Here is a 15,555-nt window from a genome sequence, read left to right on the forward strand (position 1 = left end):
TCGCACGCCCGCTGTTTCGTCTCCCTTGTCACATGACTGTTATGCAGAGCCACTAGCGATGCCGGGGACATCATCACCACGGAGAAACGACATGTGGAAGCTTCTGGCCGCACTGGCACTTTCGACGACGCTTGCGTCGCCGGCCTTCGCCGAGTTCAAGCTCGACAGCCGTTATCAGGACGCCGACGGTGATCTGATTGCAGACGTTCCGACCGATGCGTCCGCGCTGGTCGATCCGGATACCCTGATCTTCGCCTACACCCCGGTCGAGGACCCGGCCGTCTATGCCGACGTGTGGGCGGGCTTTCTCGATCACATGAAGGAAGTCACCGGCAAGGAAGTCCAGTTCTTCCCGGTGCAGTCGAATGCCGCGCAGATCGAGGCGATGCGCGCCGGCCGTCTGCATGTCGCCGGCTTCAACACCGGGTCGAATCCGCTGGCCGTGGCCTGCGCCGGCTTCCGTCCCTTCGCCATGATGGCCTCCAAGGACGACCGCTTCGGCTACGAGATGGAAATCATCACCTATCCGGGCTCGGGCATCGAGAAGGTCGAGGACATCAAGGGCAAGAAGATGGCCTTCACGTCCGAGACATCGAACTCCGGCTTCAAGGCCCCGTCCGCGCTGCTCGGCAGCCAGTTCGGCATGGAAGCTGGCCGCGACTTCGAGCCGGTCTTCTCGGGCAAGCACGACAACTCCATCCTCGGCGTTGCCAACAAGGACTACCCGGCCGCGGCGATCGCCAACTCGGTCAAGGCGCGCATGCTCGCCCGCGACGTGGTCAAGGCCGACCAGCTCTCGGTGATCTTCACCTCCGAGACCTTCCCCACGACCGGCTACGGCGTCGCCTACAACCTGAAGCCCGAGCTTCAGGAAAAGATCAAGGAAGCCTTCTTCTCCTTCAACTGGGAGGGCTCCAAGCTGCTCGAGGAGTTCCAGACCTCCGAGCCGCCGCAGGAAAAGTTCATGCCGATCACCTTCAAGGACAACTGGTCGGTCATCCGCCAGATCGACGCGGCGACGGGCGTGTCCTACGACTGCCAGTAAATCGCTGGTATCATCACGATCCCGCGGTCCCGTCCCTCAGGGCGGGACCGCATGTTCATTCGGGAATGGCGATGCTGCGCGTCGAAGGACTGACGAAGAGATACAAGGCGGGCGACCATGCGCTGAAGGGCGTGTCCTTCACGGTCGAGCCCGGGCAGGTCGTCGGCCTGATCGGCCCGTCGGGTGCCGGCAAGTCGACGCTGATCCGCTGCGTCAACCGTCTCGTCGATCCGACGGCCGGCAAGGTCTTCCTCAATGACGCCGAAATCACCTCCGGCGCGGGCGATCTGCGCCGCGTCCGCCGCCGCATCGGCATGATCTTTCAGGAATATGCGCTGGTCGAGCGGCTGACCGTGATGGAAAACGTCCTGTCGGGGCGGCTCGGCTACGTTTCCTTCTGGCGCTCGTTCTTCCGCCGGTTCCCAGCGGGCGACATCGAACAGGCCTTCCGCCTGCTCGATCGCGTCGGCCTGACGGAACATGCCGACAAGCGCGCCGATGCCCTGTCCGGCGGCCAGCGCCAGCGGGTCGGCATTGCCCGTGCGCTGGAGCAGAATCCGGAACTGCTGCTGATCGACGAGCCCACGGCTTCGCTCGATCCGAAGACGTCGCGGCAGATCATGCGGCTGATCGTCGAGATCTGCCGCGAAAGCAACCTGCCGGCGATCATCAACATCCACGATGTGGCCCTCGCGCAGATGTTCGTCGACCGCATCATCGGTCTTCGGGCGGGCGAAGTCGTGTTCGACGACGTGCCGTCCCGGCTGGACAATGCCGCGCTGACGGCGATCTATGGCGAGGAAGACTGGGCCGCCATGCGCAAGACGGCCGAGGACGATGCCGAGGATGACGCCGAGGCCACGCAGGCGCGCATCGAGCGGATGGCGGGGCTGGTGTGAGCGAGCCCGTGTCCGTCCCCCGGCGCTGGCGCCGTCCGCCGCTGCTGATCGCCAATCCCGTCCTGCGCTATTCCGTCTACGGCGGCGTCCTCGTCTATCTCGTCCTCGCGATCTCCTCCGTCGAGGTGAACTGGACGCGGATCTACGAGGGGCTCGATCGCGGCCTGCGCTTCATCGAGGGCTTTCTCGTCCCCGATTTCACCACCCGCTCGCGCGACATCTGGCTCGGCATGGTCGAGAGCCTGACGATGACCGTCACGTCCACGGTCGCCGGCATCCTGATCTCGATCCCGGTCGGCATCGGCGCGGCGCGCAACATCGCGCCGATGCCCGTCTATGCGGTGTGCCGGGCGCTGATCGCCGTGTCCCGTTCCTTCCAGGAAATCATCATCGCGATCCTGTTCGTGGCCATGTTCGGCTTCGGCCCGCTCGCCGGCTTCCTCACGCTGTCCTTCGCCACGATCGGCTTCCTGTCCAAGCTTCTGGCCGAGGACATCGAGGAGATCGACGAAAGCCAGGCCGAGGCGATCCGCGCCACGGGCGCCGGCTGGTGGCAGGTGATCAACTACGGCGTCCAGCCGCAGGTGATGCCGCGGCTGCTCGGCCTGTCGCTCTACCGGCTCGACATCAACTTCCGGGAAAGCGCCGTGATCGGCATCGTCGGCGCGGGTGGCATCGGTGCCACCCTGAACACCTCCATGGACCGCTACGACTACGACACGGCCGGCGCGATCCTGATCCTGATCATCGTCATCGTCATGCTGTCCGAATACGGGTCCAGCCAGCTTCGCAAACGGGTGCAGTGATGCCGGTCAGCATCAGGGACGGCAGGCCGGTCTGGCAGCGCAGGACGCCCGCGCGCCAATGGGCGATCTGGGCCGCCTGGCTCGCGCTCGTGGTGCTCACCGTCTACTGCTGGCAGGTGATGAACCGGGGCACGATCTGGGCCTTCGTGGAGGATGCGCCGCAGCAGGCGGCCGATCTGCTCTCAAGGTCGTGGCCCCCGGCGTGGCACTATCTGGACCGGCTGTGGTGGCCGCTCTGGGACACGGTCAACATCGCGACGCTCGGAACCCTGCTCGGCATCGTCTTCGCCGTTCCCGTGGCCTTTCTGGCGGCGAGCAACACTTCGCCGAGTACAGCGATCCTGCGCCCGCTCGCGCTGTTCATCATCGTCGCGTCGCGGTCGATCAACTCGCTGATCTGGGCGCTGCTGCTGGTGGCGATCATCGGCCCGGGCCTGCTGGCCGGCATCATGGCGATCGCGCTGCGCTCGATCGGCTTCATCGGCAAACTGCTCTACGAAGCGATCGAGGAGATCGATCCGGCGCAGGTGGAGGCGGTAAGCGCGACCGGCGCCTCGCGCCTCCAGGTCATGGATTATGCGGTCGTCCCGCAGATCCTTCCCGCCTTCTCGGGAATTTCCGTGTTCCGCTGGGACATCAACATCCGGGAATCGACCATCCTCGGCCTCGTCGGGGCAGGGGGCATCGGCGTGCAGCTGGAATCGTCCCTCGCACGGCTCGCGTGGAGCGAGGTCACGGTGATCTTCGCGGTCATCCTCGTCACGGTGATCGTGTCGGAATGGGTCTCCGCCAAGGTGCGCCAGGCGTTCATCTGATTGCCGGAGCAACCGGAAGGCGCAGATCGCCCGGTCCGGGTTTACGCGTTGGTTACCATGTTCCCCCAGTGTGGATGCAGAGACAGCGTTCACGGACGAGATGGGACATTCCGACGTGACCCAAACAGCACATGACGCACATCCTTCCGCACGGTTGCCGGCACGGCGCAAGATGGCGGTGGCCGTCGCCGCGGCGGCGACAGGCGCCATCGCCGCGGCCATGATCCCCGCGCTCTCCGGACCGCGCCACACCGCCGAAGCCAGCGTGATCGTCGCCCGCGACGGCGCGGACGGCACGGCCGCCGCCCGCCCGGATGTGGTCGCCGGCCTGCTGGCCTCCCGTCCCGTGATCGACGACATGCTGCGGAACGTCCCTCTGGCGACCCGTCTTCAGGTCGATCTCGACCGGCCGGGGGCGCTGGATGCGCTCGTCAACCTGTTCTCCGCGAACATTCGGGGCGCCGACCTGGCCACGCGTGTTCGTGAGCGCATCGAGGCCGATGTCTACGGCAGCGACGGCGCCGTCACCCTGCGCGTTCGTGCCCATGATCCGCTGTTGGCGCGCGATGCCGCCAACGCGCTGCTCGACGCCTTCGCGCGGCTCGGCCCCGGCCGGAACGCGCGCTCGACCGCCGAGATGATCGCCTGGATCGACGCGGAGATCGGTCGTCTGGAGCAGGCCACTGATGCGCCGGACCGCGATCTCATGGATGGGCTGCGCAAGCGTCGCGAGGCGCTGGCCAGTGCCGTCGAGCGGGCCGGTGGCGGGCGCGACATCCTGCGCCGGGCCGACATGCCGGCGACCTCGCCGGTTCCGGCCGAAATTCCGGCCGCCCTTGGCGGCGCCCTTGCGGGATTGCTGGTCGCCATCGGCGGGATGTTCGTGGCGGACCGACGCCGCCGGCAACGCGGCGAGGTCATCCAGGGCGACACGATCACCTGGACCGAGAACGCCGGTGTCGTCGCGGTGCCGGTGATCGCCCGGGTGGAGATCTCCCAGTCCGACGACGAGCAGGCCGCGCTGCCGGTGGCGGAAGCCCGGCCGGCAGCGACCGGGACGGCCACATCGCCCTCCGGCGCGGTGCCGACATCCCAGTTCCGCGCGACGGTCGACGAAGATCTCGGCCGCATCAACGCGACGCTGATGGCGGACGGGTCGGCCACCATCGCGATCCTCTCCTTCGGCGCGAACCCGTCGGGCACCTCGATCGCCGACTACCTCGGCGAGGCCGCGTCCCACGACGGCCTGCGGTCGGTGGTCGTCGACACGGTGCGCCGGACCGCCGACGAGCGCTCGGGCTTTTCGGACCTTCTGTCGGGCGAGGCCGATTTTGCCGATGTGATCGGCCGTCATCCGCGCTGCCGCGCCCACCACATCGGCGCCGGATCGCGCACCGTCGAGGGCGAGCTGCTGACGACAGCACGGCTCGGCGACGCGATCACCGCGCTCGAATCCACCTATGACCTGGTGGTGATGGACATGGGCAGCGTCGGCCGCGATGCCGGCTGCATCGCCCTGATTTCCGGCACCAACCATGTGGCGCTCGTCGCCGATCCCGGCCCGGATGCCGAGTGGGTGCTGCGGCTTCTGGCGATGAGCGGCGTGCAGTCGGTGTCGGTGATCCCGGTCGAGGACCTCGCCGCAAGCCGCGCCGCCTGACGTCTCCGCTCAATCGTTCGCTTTCGGCCCGCCAGAGAGCAGCCGGAGCGCGTTCAGCGTCACCAGCACGGTCGCGCCGGTATCGGCGAGGATCGCCGGCCAGAGGCCGGTCACGCCGATCAGGGTCGTGACGAGAAACACCCCCTTGAGACCCAGCGCGAGCGCGATGTTCTGGTGAATGTTGCGCATGGTGCGGCGCGACAGGTCGATCATCGCCGCAACATCGCCGACCCGGCCGTGCAGGATCGCGGCGTCCGCCGTCTCCAGCGCCACGTCGCTGCCGCCGCCCATGGCGATGCCGATGTCCGCCGCCGCCAGCGCCGGCGCGTCGTTGATGCCATCGCCGACCTTGGCGACCCGCACGCCGCTGGCCTGCATCTCGCCCACGATCCGCGCCTTGTCGGCCGGCAGGAGTTCCGCCCGCACCTCGATGCCGAGGTCGGCGCCGACAGCGGTTGCGGCCCGCATATTGTCGCCGGTGAGCATGACGGCCTTGATGCCGGCCCGTTTCAGCCGGGCGATGCCGGCGGCCGCATCTGCGCGCGGCTCGTCCCGGAGGGCGATGATGCCCGCAACAGCCCCGTCCACGATCAGCACCGAGGCGGTCTCGCCCGCGTCATGGCTCTGCGCGAGCCGGACGTCCACGTCGGCGGCAAGCGTCGTCCGCAGCGCCGCCTCGCGGGCCGAGCCGAAGAATAGGCCACGGCCCTCATGCTGACCGGTCACCCCCTTGCCACCGATCGCCTGGCCACCCTCGATCCGCGGGAGGGCGAGGCCGCGTGCCTCGGCGGCGGCCAGAATGGCGCGGGCGAGCGGATGCGAGGATTGCGCTTCAAGGCCAGCGGCAAGGGCGAGCACGTCATCGTCCGTGCCGGTGAAGGCCGTCACGCCGGTGACGCGCGGCTGGCCGGCCGTGAGCGTGCCGGTCTTGTCGAAGGCGACGGCGGTGATGTCGCGCAGCGATTCCAGCGCCGCACCGCCCTTGATCAGCAGTCCGCGCCGCGCGCCCGACGACAGCGAGGCGGCGATGGCGGCCGGCGTGGAGATCACCAGCGCGCAGGGGCAGCCGATCAGCAGCACGGCGAGGCCCTTGTAGATCCAGTCCCGCCATTCGGCGCCGGCCAGCAGCGGCGGCAGCACGGCAACCAGCAGCGCGACGACGACGACGGCCGGCGTGTACCAGCGGGCGAAGCGGTCGATGAAGCGCTCCATCGGCGCCTTCGATTCCTGCGCCTCCTCCACCAGCCGGACGATGCGCGCGATGGTGTTGTCGGCCGCGGGCGCTGTGACCCGCACCTTCAGCACGCCGTCGCCGTTGACCGTGCCGGCATAGACCGAGGCACCAGTTTCCTTGACCACCGGCACGCTCTCGCCGGTGACGGGCGCCTCGTCGACGGCGCCCGCGCCTTCAATCACCAGGCCATCGGCGGCGATGCGCTCGCCGGGACGCACGACCACGACGTCCCCGACGGCAATGCGCTCCGCGGGAATTTCGCGGGTCGCGCCGTCGGCGGTCTCGATCCGGGCGGTCTTCGGCATCAGCGAGGTGAGGGCGCGAATGCTGTCGCGGGCCTTGCCGGCGGCGACGCCTTCCAGCAATTCGCCGACGAGGAACAACAGGACGACGGCGGCGGCTTCCTCGGTGGCGCCGATCACCACGGCCCCGGCGGCGGCCACCGTCATCAGCGTCTCGATGGAGAACGGCGTTCCGGCGCGGGCCGCGGCGAAGGCGCGGCGGGCGATCGGCACGAGACCGACCAGCATGGCAATCGTGAAGGCGGTGGCAGCGGCGGCCGGGAGGGCGAGGCCGATGCCATAGGCGGCGACCAGCGCGAGCGCGCAGGCAATCGTCAGCCGGCCCTTGCCGCTCTGCCACCACGGGCCCGAGGCGGGAGTGCCGTGGGCGTGGCCATGGTCATCCATGTGACTGGGCGAGTGACCAGGCGAGTGGTCGTGTCCGTCGTCGTGCTTGTGGTCATGCGCGTGGGCGGCAGCCGGCGGATGGTCGTGCCCCGGCGCGCATGGTGGTCATGGGAATGATCATGCCCCTCCGTACAGCAGGTTGACCCGGTCGCCGGCGCCGGTGCCTCGGTCCCCGGGCGATGAAGCCGTGCAAGGCCGTAGCCGAGGCGGATAACACCGGTCTCCAGTGCCGGAAGATCATCCTCCGATCCATGCCGTACCGTCATCGTGCCGGCAGCGACTGACACCGAAACCTCGGAGATGCCGGGCATGCGCCGCGCGGCCGTCTCGATCTTGGCCGCGCAACTGGCGCAGTCCATGCCGTCCACCCGGTAGCGGGCCGTCGTCGTTTCCGTCATCGCGTCGATCCTGTTCCTTCGTCCTCTTGCGAGTCTCAAGAAGGAGGCTACATGCTCTAGTGACTGGAGGAGCAAGCGCGAATGTCGACGACAACGATCGGTGAGGCGGCGCGGGCGAGCGGTGTCAAGGTGCCCACCATCCGCTACTACGAGCAGATCGGCCTGCTGCCGGCGCCGGCCCGCAGCGAGGCGAACCGCCGCCACTACGAGCAGGCGGATCTCGACCGGCTGGTCTTCATCCGCCATGCCCGCGACCTCGGCTTCGACATCGAGGCGATCCGCACGCTGCTGGCGCTGCATGACGATCCGGCCGCGCCCTGCGCCTCGGCCGATGCCATTGCCGAGGCGCGGCTGAAGGAGGTGGAGCAGCGCATCCGCAGCCTGACCGCGCTGAAGACCGAACTGGAGCGGATGCTGGGGGAGGGCCGTCACGGCCGGGTGCGCGACTGCCGCGTGATCTCCGTGCTCGCCGACCACGGCAAATGCGTCCACGAGCATCACTGACGGGAATGCTGTCTCTCAGGGCAGGTGGAACATCGGCAGGAGCTCGACCTGGACCGGCACATTGTCCGGATGGGTGGCCATGATGTCGGCCATGTACGCCCACCAGCGTTTCACCACGTCGGTCGCGGGCAGGGCGTCCATCTGGTGGTCGGAGGTCCGGTCGAGGATGGCGAACAGGTGGTGCGTCTCCGGATCGAGAAAGATCCGGTAGTTCGACACGCCGGCTCCCTTCAACTGGGCGGCAAGCTCGGGCCAGATCTCGTCGTGGCGGCGGCGGTATTCCGCGGCCATGCCGGGGTTGAGAATCATCCGGAAGGCGATTGTTTCCATGGTGGCCTCGGCGTGATCGGCGAGATGAACCTGCAGGGTCGACCGACCCGGGCCGGCGGTCAGGCCGCGTTGCGACTCTGCGCAAGCTTCAGCGCGTAGCCGATCGCTTCCAGCATGTTCTCGTGATTGGCGATACCCTTGCCGGCAATGTCGAAGGCGGTGCCGTGGTCGACCGAGGTGCGGTCGATCGGCAGGCCGAGCGAGACATTCACCGCCGTGTCGAAGGCCACGAGCTTGATCGGGATGTGGCCCTGGTCGTGATACTGGGCGACGACGAGATCGAAGGCGCCGGTGTAGGCGCGGTGGTAGACCGTGTCGGCGGAGATCGGGCCGGAAACATCGATGCCCTCGGCCCTGGCCCGCGCCACGCCCGGCGCGATGTTGTCCACGTCCTCCGAGCCGAACAGGCCGTTCTCGCCGCAATGGGGATTGATTCCGGCCACCGCGATGCGCGGCGCGGTGTAGCCCATGCGCTTCAGATGCTCGTGGCCGGCCTTGATCGTGACGTAGACCCGGTCCGGGGTCGCCCGGCCGATCGCGTCCTTCAGCGACACGTGGGTGGAGACGTGGACGACCTTCAGCCGCTCGGAGGCGAGCAGCATGAAGGACGACTTCGAGCCGGTGAGGGCGGCGAGCATTCCGGTGTGGCCGTCGTAATGATGGCCGGCGCTGTTCAGCGCCTCCTTGTTGATCGGCGCGGTGACGATGCCGGCGGTGCGCCCGTCCATCGTCAGCTTCACGGCCGTGTCGATATAGCGGAAACAGGCCTCGCCGCAGGCGGGCGAGAGCACGCCGAAATCGTCCGGCAGACCATCCACGGGCACATCGACGAGGCCGACGCTGCCGTCTTCGGCGGGCGATCCGAACTCGTGGAACAGCTGGTCGATGCCGGTCGCCCTTGCGGCGCGCGCGAGAACCCGGCGGTCGCCGACGACGATCAGGCCGGCGCGGGCGTCTTCATCGAGGCTCGCGAGCGCCTTGACGATGATTTCGGCACCGACGCCGGACGGATCGCCCATGGTGATGGCGACGGGCGGGTGACGGTCACGAACGGCGGTCATGGCAGCTTCTCCTCGGCTGGCGCCATATGTCGATCATGGGCACCAACTTGTCAACATATGAGAAAATCAAGGCCGAACAGGCGGGAACATGTCAAATTTCACGGGTCATCATATTGAATAACATTGATTGTTCCTGTCTGAGGCTTCGGGCAGGCGCAGTCCAACTTGTCAGAAATCTTGACTTTCCGCGTCAGGGACACCGGTCGGAGAACGCGCGACGGTACGCGCAGGGTTCACGAGGACACCGTCGATCACAGCCGTCCGTCTCATCCACGCCGCAGACTGCCCGCCGTCGCGCAAAGCATATCAACTGCGCAAAAAGTTCAATTTCTAGGCAGGAAGTGACATTCTTTGTTCAGATGCAAGTTGATTTTCCGCTTTCTCCGACGGATCGCGCCCCTATACTGACATCAGTTTCTAGGGTTCCGGCGCCGAAGGGCGTGCTGGTCCGAGAGAAACGCCCCGGCGGGGAGAAATCCGCCGGGTCCACGGCGGGATAAAAGCCCGGGAGGCTCATGCAGCGGTTTCGTTGCTTTGGAGATCCCGCCGTTCGATTTCCAGATGCTGAGCGCCGCATGAGCCCCGATCACACAGGGGAACAGTCGATGCGCGTCACCTCCATCCGTCAGCGCCTGCGCACACTCACCGCGTCCCTCGTCGCCGCCGCCTCGATGGCCGGGCTGCTCGCGGGACCGGCCATGGCCGAGCCGAAGAAGGAATTCGAGATCGCCTGGACGATCTACGTCGGCTGGATGCCCTGGCCCTATGCCGCCGACAGCGGCATCATCAAGAAGTGGGCCGACAAATACGGCATCACCATCAATGTCACCCAGATCAACGACTATGTGGAATCGATCAACCAGTACACCGCCGGCCGGTTCGACGGCGTGACGCTGACCAACATGGACGCCCTGACGATCCCCGCGGTCGGCGGCGTCGACACCACCGCGCTGATCGTGGGCGACTTCTCCAACGGCAACGACGGCATCGTCTCCAAGTCGGCGAAGACCGTTGCCGAACTGAAGGGCGAGACGATCAACCTCGTCGAGCTCTCCGTCTCCCATTACCTGCTGGCCCGCGCCCTCGACGAGGCCGGCCTCTCGGAGAAGGACGTCACCGTCGTCAACACCTCCGACGCGGACATGGTCGCGGCCTTCAAGGCGCCGGACACGACCACCGTCGTCACCTGGAACCCGCTGCTCGCCGAAGTGAAGGCCGAGCCGGGCGCCAACGCGCTGTTCGATTCCGCCCAGATCCCGGGCGAAATCATCGACATGCTGGCGGTGAACACGCAGACGCTGAAGGACAACCCGGATTTCGGCAAGGCGCTGGTCGGCGCCTGGTACGAGACGATGGCGCTGGTGGTCGATCCGGGCGAGGCCGGCCAGAAGGCGCGGGCCGCGATGGGCGCGCTGTCGGGCACGGACCTTGCCGGCTTCGATGCGCAGCTCGCCGCCACGAAGCTGTTCCCGGTGCCGGCCGACGCGGTCGCCTTCGTGTCCGGACCGGACGTCGTCACCACCATGGAGAATGTCCGCAGCTTCTCCTTCGATCACGGCCTGCTCGGAGAAGGAGCGCCGAGTGCCGATGTCGTCGGCATCGAGTTCCCCGGCGGCAAGGTGCTGGGCGACACGGGCAACGTGAAGCTGCGCTTCGACCCGAGCTACATGGCGCTGGCCGCCGACGGCAAGCTCTGACGCACGAGACTTGCAAGGACACAGCGCAAGGGCGGGCAGGGCGGCTGCGCCTGCCCTTGCCTCGCCCCCTCCACCGGATGGAGACCGTCCATGCGCCGGGCCATGAACATCGTCCCCGGTCGGTCCGCGCGCCTCGTGCTCGCCGTCCTGCCGTTCCTGCTGATCGCCTTTCTCTACGTCTCGGCCTCGGCCGAGCGGCGGGTCGCCAACCCGAACGACAAGCTGCTGCCGCCCGTCTCCGAGATGGTGGCAAGCGTCACGCGGCTGGCGAGCGAGCCGGACAAGCGGTCGGGAGACCTCCTGTTCTGGTCGGACACCGCCGCGAGCCTGACCCGGCTCGGCACCGGCTTTGCGGTCTCGGCGGCGCTCGGCCTCGCCTTCGGCCTCGTCATCGGCATGCTGCCGATGGTGACGGCCGGTCTCGCGCCGCTGGTGGCCGTGCTGTCGATGATCCCGCCGATGGCGATCCTGCCGGTGCTGTTCATCGTCTTCGGCCTCGGCGAACTGTCGAAGGTCGTGCTGATCGTGATCGGCATCACGCCCTTCCTGATCCGGGACCTTGCCATGACCGTCGGCACCATCCCGCGCGAGCAGATGATCAAGGCGCAGACGCTGGGCGCCTCGACCTGGCAGACCATGCTGCGGGTCGCCCTGCCGCAGACGATGCCGCGGCTGCTGGAGGCGCTGCGGCTGTCGATCGGCCCGGCCTTCCTGTTCCTGATCTCGGCCGAGGCGATCGCCGCCGAGAACGGGCTCGGCTACCGTATCTTCCTCGTCCGGCGCTATCTGGCGATGGACACGATCCTGCCTTACGTCGCCTGGATCACGCTGCTCGCCTATGTCTTCGACTTCGCGCTGGCGAAGATCGCGCGGGCGGGCTTTCCCTGGGCCTATGTGCAGGAGGCCCGCTGATGAGCGCGATCAGGGCTTCCGGCATCTACATGGAATACGGGGACCAGATCGTCCTCGAGGACATCAACATCGAGATTGCCTCCGGGGCCTTCGTCTCGGTGGTCGGCCCGTCGGGCTGCGGCAAGTCCACCTTCCTGCGCATGGTGCTCGGCCAGGAGCGGCCGACCCGCGGCACGCTCACCCTCGACGGCGACCCGCTGCCGGGCGAGCCGGGGCCGGACCGCGGCGTCGTGTTCCAGCGCTACTCGGTGTTTCCGCATCTCACCGTCGCGCAGAACGTGCTCGCCGCCTACGAGTTCGACGCCAGCCCGCTGCTCGGCAAGCTGTTCGGGGCACGGCGCCGGGCGGCGATGGACAAGGCGATGCATCTCGTCGAGAGCGTCGGCCTTGGTCCCCATGCGCAGAAATATCCGAGCGCGCTCTCCGGCGGCCAGCAGCAGCGGCTCGCCATCGCCCAGGCGCTCGCCAAGGAACCGAAGGTGCTCCTGCTCGACGAGCCCTTCGGCGCGCTCGACCCCGGCACGCGGGCGCAGATGCATGCCCTGCTCAAGCCGCTCTGGCGCGAACACGGCATGACCGTGATCATGGTCACCCACGACCTGAAGGAGGCCTTCAGCCTCGGCACGCGGGTGATCGCCTTCGACAAGACCCGGATCGACCCGCAGGCTCCCGGCCGCTACGGCGCGCGGATCACCTACGACCTCGATCTCGATCCCCGTTCTCCGGTGCCGGTGCTGGGCTTTTCCAGGCCGCTCGATCCGGTGACCATCGCACAAGAAAAAGCGAGGAGCGTCGCATGATGTCGCATCAGCCCGTCCGTTCGTCCCGCCGCGCCGGCCTGTCGCCGGCCCGAAGCCGGGTTCGCCGCCACCATCCGGACTTCAACAAGATGGAGACCCAGGGCTGGAAGGCGCTGGAGGCGGAAGCGGAGCTTTCCGGCAAGGGCTGGGGCCGCGAGCGCCGCTGGGCGCTGGAAATGGGCCTGCCGGGTGCCGACAGCCTGACCGACAAGTTCATCCCCACCTTCGCCCGCGGCGAGCTTCCGCATTTCGCCGGCATCAACACCTTCCTCAAGGCGCCCTACGTCGAGAACGTGCGCGACGTCGCCAAGTATGACGCCGCCGTGGTGGGCATTCCCTTCGACAGCGGCACCACCTACCGCCCCGGCACCCGCTTCGGGCCGCAGGGCGTGCGCCGGATCTCGGCGCTCTACACACCCTACAACTACGAGATGGGCGTCGACCTGCGCGAGCAGATGACGCTGTGCGACGCCGGCGACGTGTTCACGATCCCGGCCAACCTCGAGAAGAGCTTCGACCAGATCAGCCGCGGCGTGTCCCACGTATTCTCGTCGGGCGCGCTGCCGGTGATGATCGGCGGCGACCATTCGATCGGCTTTCCCTGCGTGCGCGGCATCGCCGAATGCACCTCCAAGCGCATCGGCATCATCCACTTCGACCGGCACATCGACATTCAGGAGAAGGATCTCGACGAGCGCATGCACACGACGCCCTGGTTCTGGGCGACCAACCTGCCGAACGTCTCGCCGAAGAACCTCGTCCAGCTCGGCATCGGCGGCTGGCAGGTGCCGCGCGACGGCGTGAAGGAGGCGAGGAAGCGCGACACCAACGTGCTGACCATCGACGACATCGAGAAGATCGGCCTCGAGAAGACCGCCGAGATCGCCCTCGAACTCGCGTGGAAGGATGCCGACGCGGTCTACATCTCCTTCGACGTCGATTCGATCGACTGCGGCTTCGTGCCGGGCACCGGCTGGCCGGAACCGGGCGGCTTCCTGCCGCGCGAGGCGCTGAAGATCCTCGGCATGGTCGCCGCCGAGGGCCTGTGCGGCCTCGAGGTGGTGGAGGTCTCGCCGCCCTACGACACGTCGGACATCACCGCGCTGTTCGGCGTGCGCGTGATCGTCGAGGCGCTCGGCTCCATGGTCGCCCATGGCAAGCTCGGCAGCCACAAGCACATGATCGACAAGCCCGTGGCCTATTGAGGAGCAGCGGCGCCATGCACGACGGATTTCCCCATCACCACCATGGCCCCGGTCAAGGTCATGGCCACAGCCACGCGAACGGCCACAGCCATGGTCACCCCCACGATCACGGGCATTTCCCCCACGACCACAACGGCGGGCGCAATGCCCTGCAGTGGCAGACGCCGCATCTGCCGCACGGCCCCATGCCCGAGGCGCCGCCGCGCGCGCGCGATCTCGACCTCGTGGAAAAGGCCTTCGTCGAGGGCTTTGCCACGGCGTCCGACGTGACGAGCTTCCTGCGGCTGGCGGGCGTCGCCTTCGTCGGCGTCGACGGCACGGGCCGCAGCTGCACCTCCTTCGCGTGGAGATCGAGGACAGGGCCGACGTCGGGTCGATCTCGCCGTTGCTCGGAGGGCAGGGGGTCCGCTACGATCCTCTTCCCGCGAAGCTTTCGTCCCGCCGCAAGAATCTCGCCCTCGTCTATCACGACGGTTCCGCCGTCGTTCGCCTCGATCTTTCCGCCGCGCGCGCGCTTCAGGACGCAAGCGACGCGGCGCAGTTCCAGTTCACCACCCCCGCCCACGACTGACCCGTCTTCCGGAGAGATCCAGATGAAAATGTCCGCTCGCTTCCCGCTTCTGGCCCCGGTCCTCGCGGCCGCCAGCGTCATCGCTTTGCCGGCGATCGCCCATGCCCACCCGGGTGGGCCGCATGTGCACGGGCTCACCGACGGCTTCGTCCATCCGCTGACCGGCCTCGACCACCTGCTGGCGATGGTCGCCGTCGGCCTGATCGGCGCCCGCCTCGGCGGCCGCGCGCTGTGGCTGCTGCCGACGAGCTTCGTCGTCACCATGCTGGTCGGCGCGGGCCTCGCCCTCGACGGCCTCGAACTGCCGATGGTCGAGACGGCGATCGCGCTGTCGCTGGTGGTGTTCGGTGGCCTGCTCGCCGCGAATCTGCGCGCCCCCGACCTGATGATGGCTGCCGGCGTCGCGATCTTCGCGCTGTTCCACGGCTTTGCCCATGGCACCGAGGCGCCGTCGACCGCGTCGGGTCTGACCTACATGGCGGGCTTTGTCCTCGCGACGGCGCTGCTCCACGGCACGGGCATCCTCGCGGCCATGCTGGCCGGCCGGGGCCACGGCAAGGCGGGCGACGTCGTGATGCGTGGCTATGGCATTGCGATCGCCGCGACGGGGCTCGTGCTCGTGACGGCGAACTGAGGCGCGCGCCGCGCGCAGTACAGCCTTGAATGTCGTGCGGCAGAAATTTTCCAAAGCGCACTTTACAGACCTGCTCGTGGTTCCTATGTTCGCGTTGCCGTGTGCGCAGGTCAGTGACTTGCCCTTTACGGTACTCGCGAAGTAGATCGCGAGTGGCTTGCATGAAACCCTAGAGGTATTCTCAATGAGCGATATCGACGAAACCACCGACGAAGTCGGCGAAGGCACGAAGAAGACGATGACGCTGAAGGCTCTGAAGCGTCGCATTCAGAAGATCGATGCCATCGAAGATCCG

General features: G+C 67.6%; 14 protein-coding genes, 1 pseudogene and 1 riboswitch. Of the genes and pseudogenes, 12 read left to right on the forward strand and 3 right to left on the reverse strand.

Annotated features, from left to right (window positions below; genetic code table 11):
• Positions 1–91: 91 nt before the first annotated feature.
• The 5 genes from phnD to A6302_RS15850 all read left to right on the forward strand — a co-directional run bounded on the left by phnD (position 92) and on the right by A6302_RS15850 (position 5,225).
• Positions 92–1,045 carry a phosphate/phosphite/phosphonate ABC transporter substrate-binding protein gene (gene phnD, locus A6302_RS15830; RefSeq protein ID WP_069307853.1) on the forward strand — a complete coding sequence of 318 codons (954 nt, stop codon included), beginning with the start codon at positions 92–94 and terminating at the stop codon, positions 1,043–1,045.
• A 71-nt stretch (positions 1,046–1,116) separates the two neighbouring features.
• Positions 1,117–1,944, forward strand: a complete 828-nt coding sequence (gene phnC, locus A6302_RS15835) for a phosphonate ABC transporter ATP-binding protein (RefSeq protein ID WP_069307864.1) — start codon at positions 1,117–1,119, stop codon at positions 1,942–1,944.
• Positions 1,945–1,952: 8 nt separating this feature from the next.
• Positions 1,953–2,750: a phosphonate ABC transporter, permease protein PhnE gene (gene phnE / locus A6302_RS15840; protein WP_245294101.1), complete on the forward strand. Its 798-nt coding sequence runs from the start codon at positions 1,953–1,955 to the stop codon at positions 2,748–2,750.
• Entirely contained in the window at positions 2,750–3,565 is an 816-nt protein-coding gene (gene phnE / locus A6302_RS15845) for a phosphonate ABC transporter, permease protein PhnE (protein ID WP_069307855.1), read from the forward strand. The genes phnE (A6302_RS15840) and phnE (A6302_RS15845) overlap by 1 nt, the downstream gene beginning before the upstream one ends.
• A 172-nt stretch (positions 3,566–3,737) precedes the next feature.
• Positions 3,738–5,225, forward strand: a complete 1,488-nt coding sequence (locus A6302_RS15850; protein ID WP_141703842.1) for a P-loop NTPase family protein — start codon at positions 3,738–3,740, stop codon at positions 5,223–5,225.
• 9 nt (positions 5,226–5,234) lie between these two features.
• On the opposite strand, the pseudogene A6302_RS15855 reads toward A6302_RS15850, so the two are convergent.
• Positions 5,235–7,546, reverse strand: a pseudogene (locus A6302_RS15855) (heavy metal translocating P-type ATPase).
• An 81-nt stretch (positions 7,547–7,627) separates the two neighbouring features.
• Here A6302_RS15855 and A6302_RS15860 point away from each other — a divergent pair.
• Positions 7,628–8,050: a MerR family transcriptional regulator gene (locus A6302_RS15860; protein ID WP_069307857.1), complete on the forward strand. Its 423-nt coding sequence runs from the start codon at positions 7,628–7,630 to the stop codon at positions 8,048–8,050.
• A 15-nt stretch (positions 8,051–8,065) separates the two neighbouring features.
• Here A6302_RS15860 and rhaM read toward each other — a convergent pair whose 3' ends face one another.
• Together rhaM and pdxA are read right to left on the reverse strand one after the other, a co-directional pair.
• Positions 8,066–8,380 carry an L-rhamnose mutarotase gene (gene rhaM / locus A6302_RS15865; RefSeq protein WP_069307858.1) on the reverse strand — a complete coding sequence of 105 codons (315 nt, stop codon included), beginning with the start codon at positions 8,378–8,380 and terminating at the stop codon, positions 8,066–8,068.
• A gap of 59 nt (positions 8,381–8,439) precedes the next feature.
• The gene (gene pdxA, locus A6302_RS15870) at positions 8,440–9,441 is read right to left on the reverse strand and encodes a 4-hydroxythreonine-4-phosphate dehydrogenase PdxA (RefSeq protein WP_069307859.1); all 1,002 of its coding nucleotides are present in this window, start codon (positions 9,439–9,441) and stop codon (positions 8,440–8,442) included.
• A gap of 406 nt (positions 9,442–9,847) precedes the next feature.
• A riboswitch (guanidine-I (ykkC/yxkD leader) is annotated at positions 9,848–9,954 on the forward strand.
• Positions 9,955–10,046: 92 nt separating this feature from the next.
• Between pdxA and A6302_RS15875 the strand changes: the two genes are divergently transcribed.
• From A6302_RS15875 to A6302_RS15900, 6 genes are all read left to right on the forward strand, one after another.
• A complete protein-coding gene (locus A6302_RS15875) occupies positions 10,047–11,138 on the forward strand; it encodes a putative urea ABC transporter substrate-binding protein (protein ID WP_069307860.1) in 1,092 nt (363 codons plus the stop codon).
• 90 nt (positions 11,139–11,228) lie between these two features.
• Positions 11,229–12,050: an ABC transporter permease gene (locus A6302_RS15880; RefSeq protein ID WP_069307861.1), complete on the forward strand. Its 822-nt coding sequence runs from the start codon at positions 11,229–11,231 to the stop codon at positions 12,048–12,050.
• Positions 12,050–12,850, forward strand: a complete 801-nt coding sequence (locus A6302_RS15885; protein ID WP_069307862.1) for an ABC transporter ATP-binding protein — start codon at positions 12,050–12,052, stop codon at positions 12,848–12,850. Before A6302_RS15880 ends, A6302_RS15885 begins: the two co-directional genes overlap by 1 nt.
• A complete protein-coding gene (locus tag A6302_RS15890) occupies positions 12,850–14,055 on the forward strand; it encodes an agmatinase family protein (RefSeq protein ID WP_069307865.1) in 1,206 nt (401 codons plus the stop codon). The genes A6302_RS15885 and A6302_RS15890 overlap by 1 nt, the downstream gene beginning before the upstream one ends.
• A gap of 343 nt (positions 14,056–14,398) precedes the next feature.
• Complete coding sequence (locus A6302_RS24715; protein ID WP_245294102.1) at positions 14,399–14,626, forward strand: hypothetical protein; 228 nt, start codon at positions 14,399–14,401, stop codon at positions 14,624–14,626.
• Positions 14,627–14,648: 22 nt separating this feature from the next.
• Positions 14,649–15,260 (forward strand): HupE/UreJ family protein, encoded by a 612-nt coding sequence (locus A6302_RS15900; protein ID WP_069307863.1) that lies wholly within the window; start codon positions 14,649–14,651, stop codon positions 15,258–15,260.
• Positions 15,261–15,555 lie beyond the last annotated feature (295 nt).

It is taken from the genome of Methylobrevis pamukkalensis (genome assembly GCF_001720135.1).
In the GTDB taxonomy this organism is placed as follows: Bacteria; Pseudomonadota; Alphaproteobacteria; order Rhizobiales; family Pleomorphomonadaceae; genus Methylobrevis; species Methylobrevis pamukkalensis.